At 66.5% G+C, this 14,708-nt stretch carries 11 protein-coding genes and 1 pseudogene; 7 read left to right on the top strand and 5 right to left on the bottom strand.

Annotation, left to right across the window (positions count from 1 at the left end; translation table 11 throughout):
• Positions 1 to 45: 45 nt before the first annotated feature.
• The gene (locus tag ACVWWN_RS14440; protein ID WP_457144511.1) at positions 46 to 1,311 is read right to left on the bottom strand and encodes a hypothetical protein; all 1,266 of its coding nucleotides are present in this window, start codon (positions 1,309 to 1,311) and stop codon (positions 46 to 48) included.
• 893 nt (positions 1,312 to 2,204) lie between these two features.
• On the bottom strand, positions 2,205 to 3,452 hold the full coding sequence (locus ACVWWN_RS14445) for a chloride channel protein (RefSeq protein WP_457144512.1): 1,248 nt from the start codon (positions 3,450 to 3,452) through the stop codon (positions 2,205 to 2,207).
• Between the two features lie 67 nt (positions 3,453 to 3,519).
• Between ACVWWN_RS14445 and mshB the strand changes: the two genes are divergently transcribed.
• Both mshB and ACVWWN_RS14455 read left to right on the top strand, forming a co-directional pair.
• Positions 3,520 to 4,395: an N-acetyl-1-D-myo-inositol-2-amino-2-deoxy-alpha-D-glucopyranoside deacetylase gene (gene mshB / locus ACVWWN_RS14450; protein WP_457144513.1), complete on the top strand. Its 876-nt coding sequence runs from the start codon at positions 3,520 to 3,522 to the stop codon at positions 4,393 to 4,395.
• Positions 4,396 to 4,512: 117 nt separating this feature from the next.
• Complete coding sequence (locus ACVWWN_RS14455) at positions 4,513 to 4,944, top strand: hypothetical protein (RefSeq protein ID WP_457144514.1); 432 nt, start codon at positions 4,513 to 4,515, stop codon at positions 4,942 to 4,944.
• A gap of 3 nt (positions 4,945 to 4,947) precedes the next feature.
• Here ACVWWN_RS14455 and ACVWWN_RS14460 read toward each other — a convergent pair whose 3' ends face one another.
• Entirely contained in the window at positions 4,948 to 6,186 is a 1,239-nt protein-coding gene (locus ACVWWN_RS14460) for a hypothetical protein (RefSeq protein WP_457144515.1), read from the bottom strand.
• Positions 6,187 to 6,392: 206 nt separating this feature from the next.
• On the opposite strand from ACVWWN_RS14460, the gene ACVWWN_RS14465 reads away from it, so the two are divergent.
• The 3 genes from ACVWWN_RS14465 (at position 6,393) to ACVWWN_RS14475 (ending at position 10,334) form a co-directional block, all read left to right on the top strand.
• On the top strand, positions 6,393 to 8,972 hold the full coding sequence (locus tag ACVWWN_RS14465; RefSeq protein ID WP_457144516.1) for a bifunctional FO biosynthesis protein CofGH: 2,580 nt from the start codon (positions 6,393 to 6,395) through the stop codon (positions 8,970 to 8,972).
• Between the two features lie 184 nt (positions 8,973 to 9,156).
• The gene (locus ACVWWN_RS14470) at positions 9,157 to 9,618 is read left to right on the top strand and encodes a DUF2231 domain-containing protein (protein WP_457144517.1); all 462 of its coding nucleotides are present in this window, start codon (positions 9,157 to 9,159) and stop codon (positions 9,616 to 9,618) included.
• Positions 9,619 to 9,788: 170 nt separating this feature from the next.
• On the top strand, positions 9,789 to 10,334 hold the full coding sequence (locus ACVWWN_RS14475) for a YceI family protein (RefSeq protein WP_457144518.1): 546 nt from the start codon (positions 9,789 to 9,791) through the stop codon (positions 10,332 to 10,334).
• Between the two features lie 7 nt (positions 10,335 to 10,341).
• On the opposite strand, the pseudogene ACVWWN_RS14480 reads toward ACVWWN_RS14475, so the two are convergent.
• Together ACVWWN_RS14480 and ACVWWN_RS14485 are read right to left on the bottom strand one after the other, a co-directional pair.
• Positions 10,342 to 12,389 (bottom strand): annotated as a pseudogene (locus ACVWWN_RS14480) (oxidoreductase).
• On the bottom strand, positions 12,386 to 12,943 hold the full coding sequence (locus ACVWWN_RS14485; protein WP_457144519.1) for a PadR family transcriptional regulator: 558 nt from the start codon (positions 12,941 to 12,943) through the stop codon (positions 12,386 to 12,388). Before ACVWWN_RS14485 ends, ACVWWN_RS14480 begins: the two are co-directional and overlap by 4 nt.
• A gap of 263 nt (positions 12,944 to 13,206) precedes the next feature.
• Here ACVWWN_RS14485 and fdxA point away from each other — a divergent pair, with 263 nt between their 5' ends.
• Together fdxA and dapC are read left to right on the top strand one after the other, a co-directional pair.
• The gene (gene fdxA / locus ACVWWN_RS14490; protein ID WP_457144520.1) at positions 13,207 to 13,530 is read left to right on the top strand and encodes a ferredoxin; all 324 of its coding nucleotides are present in this window, start codon (positions 13,207 to 13,209) and stop codon (positions 13,528 to 13,530) included.
• Between the two features lie 77 nt (positions 13,531 to 13,607).
• The gene (gene dapC / locus ACVWWN_RS14495; RefSeq protein ID WP_457144521.1) at positions 13,608 to 14,684 is read left to right on the top strand and encodes a succinyldiaminopimelate transaminase; all 1,077 of its coding nucleotides are present in this window, start codon (positions 13,608 to 13,610) and stop codon (positions 14,682 to 14,684) included.
• Positions 14,685 to 14,708 lie beyond the last annotated feature (24 nt).

Genomic DNA, 14,708 nt, shown 5'->3' on the forward strand with positions numbered 1-14,708 from the left:
CCCCCTCCCTGCCAGGAGAGGGGGCCGATTCGGATATACGGCTGGTTACTCCTTGGCGGCCGTCTTGTGAGTTGACTTCGCGGCGCCGGAATCCTTCTTGGAGTCGGACGCTTTCTTCGTGCTGCTGTCGGCCTTGTGGGTCGACGCCGAACCCGTGTCCGAGTCGGATCCCTTCGCGGTGGACGCGTCGGCCTTTTTCGTGGTGTCGCTCTTGGACGCGGTGTCGCCCTTCGCGGTTTCGCCCTTGGTGTCGGTGTCACCCTTGGTGGCGCCCTCGCCCGAATTGGATTCCGTACCGGTTGCGGCGGTAGAACCCTTTGCGCCGGAGGAGGCGTCATCGCCCTCGGCCTTGGTGGCGCTGCCATCCGTATCGGCTTTGGCGTCGGTGCCTTCGACCTTGGTGGCGGTGCTGTCCTCGGCTGCCTTGCCGGTGGCCTCGGCGGCTGGGGAAACCTTCAGGTCGAAGGTCTTCAGCGCCTTCGGCAGCGCCGCCGGTCCCGCTGCCCGCGCCATCATCGTTGCGGCCGGAAGCGGTTCCGACACTGCGCCGAAGACGTCGTCGCGCAGGGTAGTCAGGGCACCGGAGATGTTGCCGAACTGCTGGGCCGCGACGCCTTCGATGGCAAACGCGCCCTCGCCGACTGCTTGGATGACCTGCGTCAGATCGAGCGTGGCCACCGCTGCCAGCACCGCCATGGTGCTGGTGACGACCTGCTCGCCGATCGCGAACGGCGCGGTCAGCGTGGCGAGCGTGACCGGCTCAATATTGGCGGCGAGCGCTTGGGCTGCTCCGCCGGCACGGGTGACAGTGATCGTGGCGATGGCGGTAACCGCATCGATTACCGGGGCAGCCGCGTCGGCTACGTTCTGAACAGCGCCATTCACCAGGCTGGCGACGATTGCCGGGATATCTGCCGGGTTGGCGATCGCATCATTGATGGCGTTCAGCAGTGCTGCCGGTGCACCGACGAACCCGTCGGCAATATCTCCGCCGGACGTGGTGAAGGCGCTCGCCAGCCGCTGGATATTGGCGCCCTGGTTTCTGGCGATCTGCACCAGGACGGGCAGCGGATCGGCGATCTGGGACTGGAGTTGAGCTACGACGCCGGCGATCTGCGTCTGGAGCTGCAGAGTGCCGTCGTCCACCCATTGCAGCCAGCTCGGTAGCGCCGTCAGCTCGACTGCGGGGGCCTGCAGGGTGGGAGGGTGCATATCTGGCACCTGCGGTGCGATCGGGCTCATGGCTATGACACCAGCTCCGACCAATGCCACCCCGGCGGTGGCATAGGAGCGACGTAGTGCGATTTGCATTTTCGATCCCTTTCAAGCTTGTCGTGAGTCCAATACAGCAAACATAGCTGAGTACAACGTACAAAGCGTCGAATTTAGTACCACGAAGTGTGTCTCCGCAAAGTGAATTTTCAGGCCTGAACCGCCAATCATCCGCATGTAAAAGTAACTGAAATTGCTACTCGCGAGTATGAATCACATTTCGGCAAAGAATTCATATCGGCAAAGCATTGAGGCCTGGGTACGCATTGCGCCTAACAGCGGGTTCGACGGCTCTGCCCCTGAGTTTGATTAGCGGCGATTGCCGATACGGGATTTTTTTACCCGCGCATCCACTCGGCGACAGCTGTCGCTGAGTTGCCATCGTGGTCACCGATTGCGTGGTTGGCCGGCGTGTCTGGATTGACAGGCCGTCTCGCTAGGTCGCGGCAACGCGCAAGAACGCATGTTTGGCAACGACTTGATGCAAAACAGCGGCCTCGGCAGGCTGTTGGCCCCGGTCTCGCCTGGAATCGCGTGCCGGTCTCGAACCACCCAAAAAAAGTTCGTGCACAAGATCCCGTCATTTCGCTTCCCGGACAGGCAGCCTGGCGGCGGTTACTCGCCGTCGCCCAGACCTGTCACACGGGCTCGACGCGGAGCCTCCTCATCGAGTGCGGAGGTGGTGTCGAGATCGCAGGAACATCGCAGGAACGGTGGCTCCAAGGCCCTCAATGTCGTCAAATTATGAGCTCGTGCCCACATGGACGACGCGAGCAATCTGACTCCGCCGAAACCGCTGGGGCGACACTCCGCCGAAGCTTGCCGATTGCGTGTAAATCTTTGATGAATACCATTTGTCCGCAAACGCAGTTACCCCGCTGTAATCAGCAGTCCTTGTCCTCGCTGTGGCACCGTCGACGCCCCACAGCAATCTACAGTTGCGTTACTACCGCATCCTCGCGGCGGCGTCTTTCTCGGAGCAAACGCACTCCGTGGGCGGCATACGCCGCGATGGTGAACACCACGAGCAGCCAAAAGGGTGGGCGGGCGAGCTCCCACACGAAAAGCGCCGCGAACGCTGGTGCCCGCTGCGTGATCGCCAGCACGCCCGCGGCACACGTCAGAGACACCGCTGCCACATGGACATCGGTGCCTGCCCACTGGTTCAGCGCGAGCGCCGCGAGCGATCCCGCCGCTGCGCCCGTCGCCAGTGCGGGGGTGAGCAGGCCGCCGACGGCGCCCGAACGCAAAAACAGCGCGGTCAGTAGCGGCTTCAACGCCAAGATGAGCGCGGCGGCGCCAAGCGTCAGACCGCTGTTGAGACTCACCGTCAGGATGCTTCTGCCGTTCCCTGGCAGCTCGGGCCACCAGATGGAGCAGATGCCGGTCAACAAGCCCACGGCCGCGACCGACGGAATCAGCATCCACGACTTGAACTGCACCTTGGGCCGGGCGATCGCCATCACGATGTTGAACGCCAGCCCGACAGCGGCCGCCAACGGCGCGATGGCCAGCGCCAGGAACACGAACAGATACGACAACCTGGCATCAGGCCAAGTCAGTGAGTGCTCGAGATGGGTGACCGGTGACGCGACAGCCACTGCGAGACTCGACGTGATCAAAGCGGTGCCCACGGCGCGTGGATGCCACGTGCCCAGCAGTATCCGGGCGGCGAACAGTGCGCCGCCGAGCGGCACGCTGTAGACGGCGCCCAGACCCGCCCCGGCCGCACAGGCCAACAGGATCTCGCGGTCGCGCGGTGTCAGCGACAACCGGCTGGTGCCGAAATCGCCAAGGGCGGCGGCGAGTTGGCGGGGTGCGCCCTCGCGTCCCAGCGACGCACCCGACCCGACTATCAACACCTGCAGGGCCGCATCGATCGCCATCGGCAACCGAGGGATCGGCCGGTGCGCCAAAATCGTCTCCGCCAACGGCCGGACCTCGGTTCGGCGCCGCAGGAACCACCAGCCCGCACCGGCCAACGCGCCGCCGATCATCGGGCCGACGGCCCGCCGGACCGGACTGCTGCCGCCGACGCCGCTGAGCAGTGTGCCGAATGTGTAGTGATACGTGAGGTGTTCGATCCAGTGCAACAGCAGCGTCGTCGCGCCCCCCGCGACGCCGGCCAGCAGACCGATGATGACGACGGCGCAACCGAAGTCAACGGTGCGCCGCGTCACCAGGTGAATCTATGCCAGCCGCACGGTGCGTGTGTTCGTCTGGCGATCACAGGGCAAGCTGATACGAATGCAGACTCCACGCCTTCTCTTCGTGCACGCGCACCCCGACGACGAGACCCTCACCACCGGCGGGACGATCGCGCATTACGCAGCCCAGGGCGCGCAGGTGCAGGTCGTCACCTGCACGCTCGGCGAGGAAGGCGAAGTGATCGGCGACCGTTGGGCCCAGCTGGCCGTCGATCAGGCCGACCAGCTCGGCGGGTTCCGCATCGCAGAACTGACCCACTCGCTGGCTGCCCTCGGAGTCGACGGCCCCATTTTCCTGGGCGGTGCCGGCCGGTGGCGTGATTCGGGGATGAAGGGCTCGCCGCCGCGGCACCGGCAGAGGTTCATCGATGCCGACCCCCGCGAGGCGGTGGGCGCCCTGGTGGCCATCATCCGCGATCTGCGTCCGCACGTTGTCGTCACTTACGACCCCGACGGCGGGTACGGACATCCCGACCACATCCACGCGCACGAGGTGACGACCGCCGCCGTCGCCGCGTCGGCGGGAACCGAGTTTCCCGGCGATCCCTGGAGCGTGCCCAAGCTCTACTGGGCGGTGACCTCGAAATCGGCGATGGCGGCCGGGCTGCAGGCCATCGACGACATACCGGCGGGCTGGCGGCGCGTGGCGATCGACGACCTGTCCTTCGGCTATCCCGACGATGAGATCGACGCGGTCATCGACGCCACGGATCAGCTGCCGGCAAAGGTGGCCGCGCTACGTGCGCACGCCACCCAGATCATGCTGGCGCCCGATGACCGAGCGTGCGCGCTGTCCAACAACATGGCCTTGCCGATCGGTGCGGCGGAGTACTACATCCTCGCCGCCGGACACCCAGGTGACCGCGACGATCGCGGCCGGGAGAGCGACTTGCTCGCCGGTGTGAACCTCGGTTAGCGAATGCAGCACGGGGTAAGCTCCGGCTCAATCGGCGCGCGTGGCGGAAGGGATGGCGATGGACCCGGATCTGGATCCCAACTTGCAGCATCAGCAGGACCGTGCCGACAACTTCCAGTGGGTGATCGGCTCGCTGGTCGCACTGCTCGACAGCATCCCGACCTGACAGCCGACCTCGAGCCGACACCGCTTCGCCCCGTCGTCCTCACTTTCCTCGCCATCGACGGGGTGTTGTCGGCCGTCGCGGCGGCGTTCTTTCTGCCGCTGCGAATCGGCTCGGTTCCGTTTCCGATCAGCGCGCTGCTCAGTGGGCTGATCAACGCGGCGCTGGTGTGGGCGGCGCTGCAATGGACGTCCTCGCCACGGCTTGCCGCCCTCCCGCTGTGGGGTTGGTTGTTGACCGTGGCCGGCCTGACGTTGGGCGGCCCCGGAGACGACATCGTCTTCGGTGGCGTCGGCATCACCGAGTACGCACCGTTCGTCCTGATTGCGGTGGGTACGCTGCCACCGGCCTGGGTGCTGTGGCGGCACACGCACCCAGCCGGTTGACCCTTACTCCCGGCCTGCGCCCGTCGTCGTCCGCTTCGGTGCGGAGTCATTCGATGCGTCGTCATGGCCGGCCTTCTCACCGGAGCGCTTCACGGTGTCCGGTCTTTCGCCCCGAAGAGGCCTGTCGACCCTGTCGTGCTTCTGTGGTGAGGAGGCACCCGGATCCGCGGTCGTGTCGCCCGGTGTGCCGCGCTCGTGTGTCTGATTGCCCGTTCGATCATGGGCGCGGACCGGTTCGGCTGGCGGTGACTTGGGTGTCTTCTCTGTCGCCGGCGTTGTCACCGGCTTGGCGGACGGAGGCGTCCCCTGGACTTCGTTCCCTGCAGCCGCCGGCTCGACGTTCTCCACGGACGGGGTGGACTCGGCAGGCACGATTTCGGCCGGTGTGAGTGCTTCCGTCTCGGTCTTGACGTCTTCGGTGGTGATCGTGACATCTTCCGTGCCGGCGCCGAGGTCTTCCGCGTTGACGACGGTCTGGTCGCCATCGACGGGGACAGCCTGGTCGCCCTCCTCGACATCGGCCTCGACATGGGCGAGACCCGGGTCCTGCTTCATTTCCGTACCGTCGACCGGCCCCACGGCCGACAGGGCCTCGATCGGCGAGCCGAGGGTGCTGGCACTGTCCACGGCGGCGAAGGGTCGGATCGGCGGGATGGGCGGAAGCGGGGGAAGCCAGAACGCCAGTTGCGCATTGGCCAGGTAGATGAAGGCATTGACCGTATCCACGCCGACGTTCGACAGGCCCTGGACGAAGCTGATTTGCCCGCCGATCCAATCGGCGACGTTGAAGGTGATGCTGCGGACGATCTGTTCGCCGAAGTTGTAGAAGATATTGATCTGCGGTGCCAGCCAGCCGACGTACGGGACCCACCCGACCGCATAAGCCGCAACTTCGAACCCCCACTGCACCCACGGCTCGACGGCGTTGTAGGTGTTCTTGATGACGCTGCTTACCGAATTTCCCACCACCACCGGCGGAAGCTGAGGTGTGGGGAAGGCCGCGCCTGCGCTCGGCGGCACCGTGACCCGTTGCAGCCATTCGAAGACGAGGTCGGGCAGATTGGTCGCCGTCACCGACGGCTGAACCAGCGCAGCGAGCTTGATCGGCGGTGATGCGACCTGAACCACTTGCGGATCCGATGCGACGGCGGCGGGCTCCTTGACTGACGGGACGAATGCGATGGTCGCGGCGGTCACCGTCGCCACGCCGATCGTCAAATACGAGCGAACGAAACTACCCATGAGAAGCCTCCTCGAGCCTGTGGTTCTCCGGATAGTCAGTGAACTTACGCGTGGGCGATGCGAGCAGGTCGACATTGAGCAACCGATCGAGGACGTGGCGCACAGTGGGTCGGGCGGCGGGACTACTGTGGCCGATATGCCAGGCGCAATGTTTTCAGAATGTGAGACATGCGGATGATTTTCGACTACGCCGGGGTTACAGGGGAGTGGCTCTGAACCCCCAGCGCGGCGCCGATCTGCCCAGCCCGGTGGTCCCACCAAAGTCCGATGCACTGCCGCCTGCCGCGTTGCGGCGGGTGTTGCGGCGGGCTCGTGATGGGGTGGCATTGAATGTCGATGAGGCCGCGATCGCGATGGTCGCGCGCGGGGACGATCTTGCCGATCTGTGTGCGAGTGCGGCGCGGGTGCGGGACGCGGGACTGGAGTCGGTGGGGCGCCGCGGCGCCGCCGGGCGGTTGCCGGTGAGTTATTCGCGGAAGGTGTTCATTCCGGTCACTCACCTGTGCCGCGACAACTGCCATTACTGCACGTTTGTGACTGTTCCGGGTCGGCTGCGCGCGGCGGGTCGGGGCGTGTATATGGAGCCCGACGAGATCCTCGAGGTGGCTGGTCGCGGGGCCGAGTTGGGTTGTAAGGAAGCGTTGTTCACCCTGGGCGACCGGCCGGAGGCGCGCTGGGAGGAAGCGCGGCAGTGGCTGGATGAGCGGGGTTATGACTCCACCTTGGACTACGTGCGGGCGATGGCGATCCGGGTGCTGGAGGAGACCGGTCTGCTGCCGCATCTGAATCCCGGCGTGATGAGCTGGTCGGAGCTGTCGCGGCTCAAGCCGGTGGCGCCGTCGATGGGCATGATGCTGGAGACCACGTCGCGGCGGCTGTTCGAGACCAAGGGGCTGGCGCATTACGGCAGCCCCGACAAGGATCCCGAGGTTCGGCTGCGCACCCTGGCCGATGCGGGCCGGTTGTCGATTCCGTTCACCACGGGGCTGCTGGTCGGCATCGGGGAGAACGTGACCGAGCGCGCGCAGACCATCCATGCGATTCGCCGGTTGCACAAGGAGTTCGGGCACGTCCAGGAAGTCATCGTGCAGAATTTCCGGGCCAAGGATCACACGGCGATGGCCGCGGTGCCCGATGCGGGTATCGATGACTTCCTGGCGACGATTGCCGTCACCCGGCTGGTGATGGGGCCCAAGATGCGCATCCAGGCTCCGCCGAACCTGGTGTCGCGGGCCGAATGTCTGGCGTTGATCGGCGCGGGTGTCGACGATTGGGGCGGGGTGTCGCCGCTGACCCCGGATCACGTCAATCCCGAGCGGCCGTGGCCGGCGCTGGAGGAATTGTCGGCGGTCACCACGCAGGCCGGTTATGACCTGGTGCAGCGGCTGACCGCGCAGCCACAGTATGTGCAGGCCGGTGCGGCGTGGATCGACCCGCGGGTGCGTGGGCACGTCGATGCGCTGGCCGACCCGGATACCGGCTGGGCGCGTGAGGTCAATCCGGTGGGCCTGCCGTGGCAGGAGCCCGACGAGGCGTGGCAATCCTTGGGCCGCACCGATTTGAACGAGGCGATCGATTCCCAGGGCCGGCTCACCGAAACCCGCAGCGATCTGGGCAGCGCGTTCGGGGATTGGGAGTCCATCCGGGAGAAGGTGGGGGAGCTGGCCGCCCGGGCGCCCGAGCGCATCGACACCGATGTGTTGGCGGCGCTGCGCTCGGCTGAGCGTGATCCCGCGGGCTGCACCGACGACGAGTATCTGGCCCTGGCCACTGCCGACGGCCCGGCGTTGGATGCGGTTGGCGCGCTGGCGGATTCGCTGCGCCGCGACACCGTCGGCGATGACGTGACGTTCGTCGTCAACCGCAACATCAACTTCACCAACATCTGCTACACCGGCTGCCGGTTCTGTGCGTTCGCGCAGCGCAAGGGCGACGCCGATGCGTACTCGCTGTCGACCGAGGAGGTCGCCGAGCGGGCCTGGCAGGCGCACGTGGCTGGGGCGACCGAGGTGTGCATGCAGGGCGGTATCGACCCGGAGCTGGCGGTGACGGGGTACGCCGATCTGGTGCGCGCGGTCAAGGCCCGGGTGCCGTCGATGCACGTTCACGCGTTTTCGCCGATGGAGATCGCCAACGGTGCCACCCGCAGCGGGACGTCGATCCGCGACTGGCTCACCGCGCTGCGCGAAGCCGGGCTGGGCTCGATTCCCGGCACCGCCGCCGAGATCCTCGACGACGAGGTCCGCTGGGTGTTGACGAAGGGCAAGCTGCCCACGTCGATGTGGATCGAGGTGATCAGCACCGCACACGAGGTCGGGCTGCGCTCGAGCTCGACGATGATGTACGGCCACGTCGATCAGCCGCATCATTGGGTCGGTCACCTGCGGGTTCTGCGGGAGATCCAGGACCGGACCGGGGGATTCACCGAGTTCGTGCCGCTGCCGTTCGTGCACCAGAGCAGCCCGCTGTACCTGGCCGGTGGCGCCAGGCCGGGCCCGACCCACCGCGACAACCGGGCGGTGCATGCCCTGGCCCGAATCATGTTGCACGGCAGGATCTCCAACATCCAGACCAGCTGGGTCAAGCTCGGCGTCGAACGCACCCAGGTGATGCTCAACGGTGGCGCCAACGATCTGGGCGGCACGCTGATGGAGGAGACCATCTCGCGGATGGCCGGCTCGGAGTTCGGCTCGGCCAAGACTGTGGCCGAACTGGTGGAGATCGCCGCGGGCATCGGCCGCCCCGCGCGCCAACGCTCCACCACCTACACCCCACTCGCCGCCTGACCACTCCGCCTTCGCGAGCTGGGGGCACCTCCCCCGGCAAGGGGTAGCGTGTCGGCGGCCGACACGCCGCTGACCGGCGACACTTTGCGCACGCTCACGACGGCTGCGGCGCGTAGCATCTGGTGTCAGCGAATTTCCCGTCCGTCCGATCTGGGTCCACGCGCCAACACAGCCAGGAGCGCCCATGACCACGATCACCGGTATTCCCGCACACGCGTTGCTGGTTCACGCGATCGTGGTGCTGGCACCGTTGACCGCATTGCTCGAAATGCTGTGCGCGCTGTGGCCGGCCGCCCGCCGACGACTCGTGTGGCTGGTGCTCGCGTTCGCCGCGGTGACCCTGGCGCTGACACCGTTGACCATTCAGGCCGGGCAGTGGCTCTACGACCAGCAGGCCAAACCACCCGCCATCCTGCAGACGCACGCCGAGCGCGGCCAGTGGATGATCTACTTCTCGGTCGGCCTGCTGGTGGTGGCGCTCGCATTGGTCGTGCTGCACTGGCTGACCGGCAGATCCGACGCACCGAAGACGGCGGCCAAAGTGGTGGTCGCGGTTCTTGCGCTGGTTGTGGGCGCGTCCACGATCGTCGCTGTGGTCCGAATCGGTGACGCCGGCTCGGAAGCCGTCTGGGGCAGGACCGACTAGTTTCGAGTCGTCGAGCGTTAGACGTAGTGGTGAAGCCACTGCGTTTTTGGCGATTTTGCGCAGTGGCTTCACCTTTTTCTTTTGGCTTCAGGAATAGATCCGGACCAGAGTCCGTTTTGGCTCGATGAGGCGTCGGGGAGGCCGACGCTCCGAGTGATAAGGACACCGTGATGACCACAGCCACCACCCAGCTCAGCACCGGAACTTGGGCGATCGATCCCGTTCACTCATCGATCGCCTTTTCCGTGCGACACCTGATGGTGAGCAAGGTGCGAGGCACCTTCGATCAGTTCAGCGGCGCGATCGTGGTTGCGGAGGACGGCACGCCATCGGTCACCGCCGATATCGCCGTCGACTCGATCAACACCGGCAATGAGCAGCGCGACGCGCACGTCAAGTCGGCCGACTACTTCGAGGCCGAGACGCATCCGACCGCGACGTTCCGGTCCACGGGCGTGCGGGCCGACGGCGACGACTACGTTGTCGACGGTGAGTTCACGCTGCGGGGTATCACCAAGCCCGTCAGTCTGGCGCTGGAGTTCAACGGGGTCAATCCCGGGATGGGCCACGGCGAGGTCGCCGGGTTCGAGGCCTCGGTTGTGTTGAACCGCAAAGATTTCGGGATCGACGCCGACATCCCGCTGGAGACCGGTGGCGTTGTCGTCGGCGAGAAGGTCACCATCACGCTGCAGATCGAGGCGATCAAGCAAGCCTGACGCAGTCCTAAAGCCGGGCCGCCAGCTCGGTGCCTTGCCGGATCGCCCGCTTGGCATCGAGTTCGGCGGCCCGCGCCGCGCCGCCGATGACATGGGGGTGCAGACCGCGACGGCGCAGTCCCTCCTCGAGATCGCGCACGGAATTTTGCCCTGCACAGATCACCACGTTGTCGACCGCGAGGACCCGCCGCCCGCAATGATCGTGACCGAAGCTGATGCGCAGTCCGTCGTCATCGATGCGTTCGTAATTCACGCCGGACAACTGTTGGACACCCTTGGCTTTCAGCGACGCACGGTGCACCCAGCCCGATGTCTTGCCCAACCGCGTGCCTTGCGGCCCCTTCGTGCGCTGTAGCAGGTACACCGCTTGTGCGGCCGGCGCCGGAGCCGGTGCGATCAATGCGCCGCGTACCTCTCGCGGATCCGCGGCGCCCCATTCCGCCTTCCAGGCCTCGAGAATGATTGACGGCTTTCTGTGGTCGTCTGCCCGCTCCGCCGGCGTGGCCACGAGGAAGGCGCTCACGTCGAACCCGATCCCGCCCGCGCCGACGACTGCGACGGTCTCGCCGACCGGTCGGCCCGAGATGGCTTCGGCGTATGACCGCACCATCGGGTGGTCGATCCCGGCGATGTCGGGAATCCGCGGCACCACGCCGGTCGCCAGAACCACCTCGTCGAACCCCGAGAGTTCCTCGATGCCGGCGCGGGAGTGCAGTCGGATCTCGACACCATGCCTGTCGAGCATCGTGGTGTAGTAGCGGATCGCCTCGCGGAACTCCTCCTTTGCCGGGAATCCTTCGGGCCAGATCGAATTGACCACCGATCGTCTCGCCCGCCTCGAACAGCGTGACGCGGTGGCCCCGTTGCGCTGCCGTGACGGCGGTGGCCAGGCCCGCGGGTCCGGCGCGGACGACGGCCACCCGTTTCACCGCGCGCGTGGGCCCGAGCACGAGCGTCGTCTCGTGGCCGGCGCGCGGATTCAACAGGCACGTCACCGTCTTGTGCACGAACGCATGATCCAGGCAGGCCAGATTGCACGCGATGCACGTGTTGATCTCGTCGGCGGCGTCTGCCTGCGCCTTGCGCACCCATTCGGGGTCGGACAGTAGCGGGCGGGCCATCGAGATCAATTGCACACCCGTCTCGGCCAGGATCTGCTCGGCGGCCTGCGGCATGTTGATCCGGTTGGAGGCCATCACCGGAATCCGCACATGCTCGGACACCGCATCGCTGATGTCGACGAACACGCGGTTGGGCACCGACGTGACGATGGTCGGGACGCGTGCCTCGTGCCAGCCGATGCCGGTATTGATGATGGTGGCTCCCGCTGCCTGCACTTCGGTTGCCAGGGCGGTGATTTCGTCCCAGCTCTGGCCGTTCTCGACGCAGTCGGCCATCGACATCCGGTAGCACACGATGAAGTTGTCACCGACGGCTGCCCTGATTCGGCGGACGATCTCGACCGGCATCCGGCGCCGTTTCGCCGGTGTACCGCCCCAGGCGTCGGTGCGCTTGTTGGTACGGGGCGCCAGGAACTGATTGAGCAGATAGCCTTCGCTGCCCATGATCTCGACGCCGTCATATCCGGCCTCGCGGGCCAGCGCGGCGCAGCGGGCGAAGTCGTCGACGGTGCGGTTCACCCCGTGCGACGACAGCTTGCGCGGCCGGAACGGGTTGATCGGCGCCTTGATGGCCGACGCGCTGACCGAGAACGGGTGGTAGGCATAGCGTCCGGCGTGCAGGATCTGTAACAGGATCTTGCCGCCGGCCTCGTGTACGGCATTGGTGATGCGGCGATGCCGCCGGGCGTCCGTGGAGGACGCCATCTGCGCGGCGAACGGCAGGAGCCGGCCTGTCCGGATCGGCGCGTACCCGCCCGTGATGATCAGGCTCACACCGCCGCGCGCGCGTTCGGCGAAACAGTCGGCCAGCTTTGCGGTATCGCGAGCCCGATCCTCCAGCCCGGTGTGCATCGATCCCATGATGACGCGGTTGCGCAAGGTGGTGAATCCAAGATCACAACGGCGACAACAGGTTCGGATAGGGATCCGTCATGGCGCCGCCGGCAGGGCTGCCGTGACCTCGTCGAGCCATTCGACCGCGCTCTCTTCGGCGAGGACGCCGCCGCGCAGCACCAGGCACTGGTGCAGCACGCTGCCGGTGAGCACGCCGGGGTCGGGGAATTGGCGCTTCTCGAGACCCCGGTACGTGTCGAGTAACTCGGCACGTTCGGCGCGCAGCGCCACGGCCTGGGTGTGCACCGCGGCGACGTCGCCGTAGGCGGCGCCGCGAACCTTCACCGCCAGGTCACGGGTGCGGTTGTCGGCAACCGAACTGCCGCGACCGGAGAGGGGTTCGGCGATCCAGCGGGCGAGTTCGGCGCGGCCCGCCACGGAGACGGCGTACACCTTCTTGTCCGGTCTGCCGTGCTGGACGACGGGTGTGGCGTGCACCCAGCTGTCGTCCTCCATCGCGCGCAGGGTGCGGTAGATCTGCTGATGGGTGGCCGCCCAGAAGTAGCCGATCGACCGGTCGAACCGGCGGGCCAGCTCGTAACCCGAGCCGGATTGTTCGCACAGCGATACCAGGATCGCGTGGGTTAGGGCCACCGCCGCAGCGTAGGACCCGAGGTGGTCCATATGCAACTTGTTGCACTAAAACTCCGCGCATAGGGTGTCTGTGTAGGCAATTTGTATCTGCTACGTCTAGTATCAGTAACCGTGCGCGACCCTTAATCGGGCGACGCGCGAGTTAGGGCACACTGAGACCGGCGTGCAAGTATCGGCAACGGATACTTGCAGCGAATTAGCGGGCCCTACCTAAGACCGAACAGCCCCACTGGTCAGGTACGAGAGGACTTGAGGAGTACTCAGTGACGTACACGATTGCCGAACCCTGCGTCGACATCAAGGACAAGGCATGTATCGAGGAGTGCCCGGTCGACTGCATCTACGAGGGCGCACGCATGCTGTACATCCACCCGGACGAGTGCGTGGACTGCGGCGCCTGCGAACCGGTCTGCCCGGTCGAGGCCATCTACTACGAAGACGATGTGCCCGACCAGTGGAACGGATACACCCAGATCAACGCGGACTTCTTCGCTGAGCTGGGCTCGCCGGGCGGCGCCTCCAAGGTGGGTCAGACCGACAACGATCCGCAGGTAGTCAAGGACCTGCCGCCTCAAGGTGAGGACTGATAACGCCTCGCCAACAGCTCGGTAGGCTCACGTCCGCGGAGCGCAGCGGAGCGACCCGAAGGACGCCGGCGGCGTCGTTGCCGGTGTTCCCCTGGGACACCCTGGCCGACGAGACTGCGCTGGCCCGCGCGCACCCGGACGGCATCGTCGACCTGTCGGTCGGCACACCGGTCGATCCGGTCGCGCGGATAATCCGCGAGGCGCTGGCCGCGGCCAGTTCGGCACCGGGTTATCCCACCACCGCGGGCACGCAGGAACTGCGGGCGTCGGCGGCGTCGGCCCTGGACCGCCGCTACGGCATCGCAGGCGTGCCGGCGGACGCGGTGCTGCCGGTGATCGGCACCAAGGAACTCATCGCATGGTTGCCGACGCTGCTCGGTCTCGGCCCCGACGATCTCATCGTGGTGCCCGAATTGGCCTACCCCACCTACGAAGTCGGCGCTCGATTGGCCGGTGCACAGGTGGCGCGGGCGGACTCCTTGACGCAACTCGGGCCGCGATCGCCCGCGCTGGTCTTTCTCAACTCGCCGAGCAACCCGACCGGCAAGGTGCTCGGCGTCGAGCACCTGCGCAAGGTGGTCAGCTGGGCCCGAGAACGGGGTGCGCTGATCGCATCCGACGAGTGCTACCTCGGCCTCAGCTGGGATGCCGACCCGCTTTCGGTGCTGCATCCGGCGGTGAGCGGCGGTGACCACACCGGCCTGCTGGCCGTGCACTCGTTGTCGAAGACGTCGTCGCTGGCCGGGTACCGGGCCGGCTTCGTCGCGGGCGATCCCGCCGTCGTCGCGGAGTTGCTCGCGGTGCGCAAGCACGCCGGGATGATGGTTCCGACGCCGGTGCAGGCCGCGATGGTGGCCGCGCTCGACGACGATGCCCACGAACGCGAGCAGCGGGAGCGGTATGCGGCACGACGCGCCGTGCTGCTGCCGGCCCTGCAGTCGGCGGGGCTGAGGGTGGATGACTCCGAGGCGGGCCTGTATCTCTGGGCGACGCGGAACGAACCCGGTCGTGACACGCTGGCGTGGCTGGCGCAGCTGGGTATCCTGGTCGCGCCGGGCGAGTTCTACGGACCCCGCGGATCGCATCACGTACGTGTCGCGCTGACGGCGACCGACGAGCGGATATCGGCTGCCGTGCAACGGCTTACGGCATAGCCCGATTGGCCCATGCGGGCGGGC

The sequence above is a fragment of the Mycobacterium sp. URHB0021 genome (genome assembly GCF_054057895.1).

Bases quoted from the DNA above. Each gene is read 5' to 3' on its own strand.
- ACVWWN_RS14440 (WP_457144511.1), bottom strand. From the start codon at position 1,311: ATGCAAATCGCACTACGTCGCTCCTATGCCACCGCCGGGGTGGCATTG.
- mshB (WP_457144513.1), top strand. From the start codon at position 3,520: ATGCAGACTCCACGCCTTCTCTTCGTGCACGCGCACCCCGACGACGAG.
- ACVWWN_RS14460 (WP_457144515.1), bottom strand. From the start codon at position 6,186: ATGGGTAGTTTCGTTCGCTCGTATTTGACGATCGGCGTGGCGACGGTG.
- ACVWWN_RS14470 (WP_457144517.1), top strand. From the start codon at position 9,157: ATGACCACGATCACCGGTATTCCCGCACACGCGTTGCTGGTTCACGCG.
- ACVWWN_RS14475 (WP_457144518.1), top strand. From the start codon at position 9,789: ATGACCACAGCCACCACCCAGCTCAGCACCGGAACTTGGGCGATCGAT.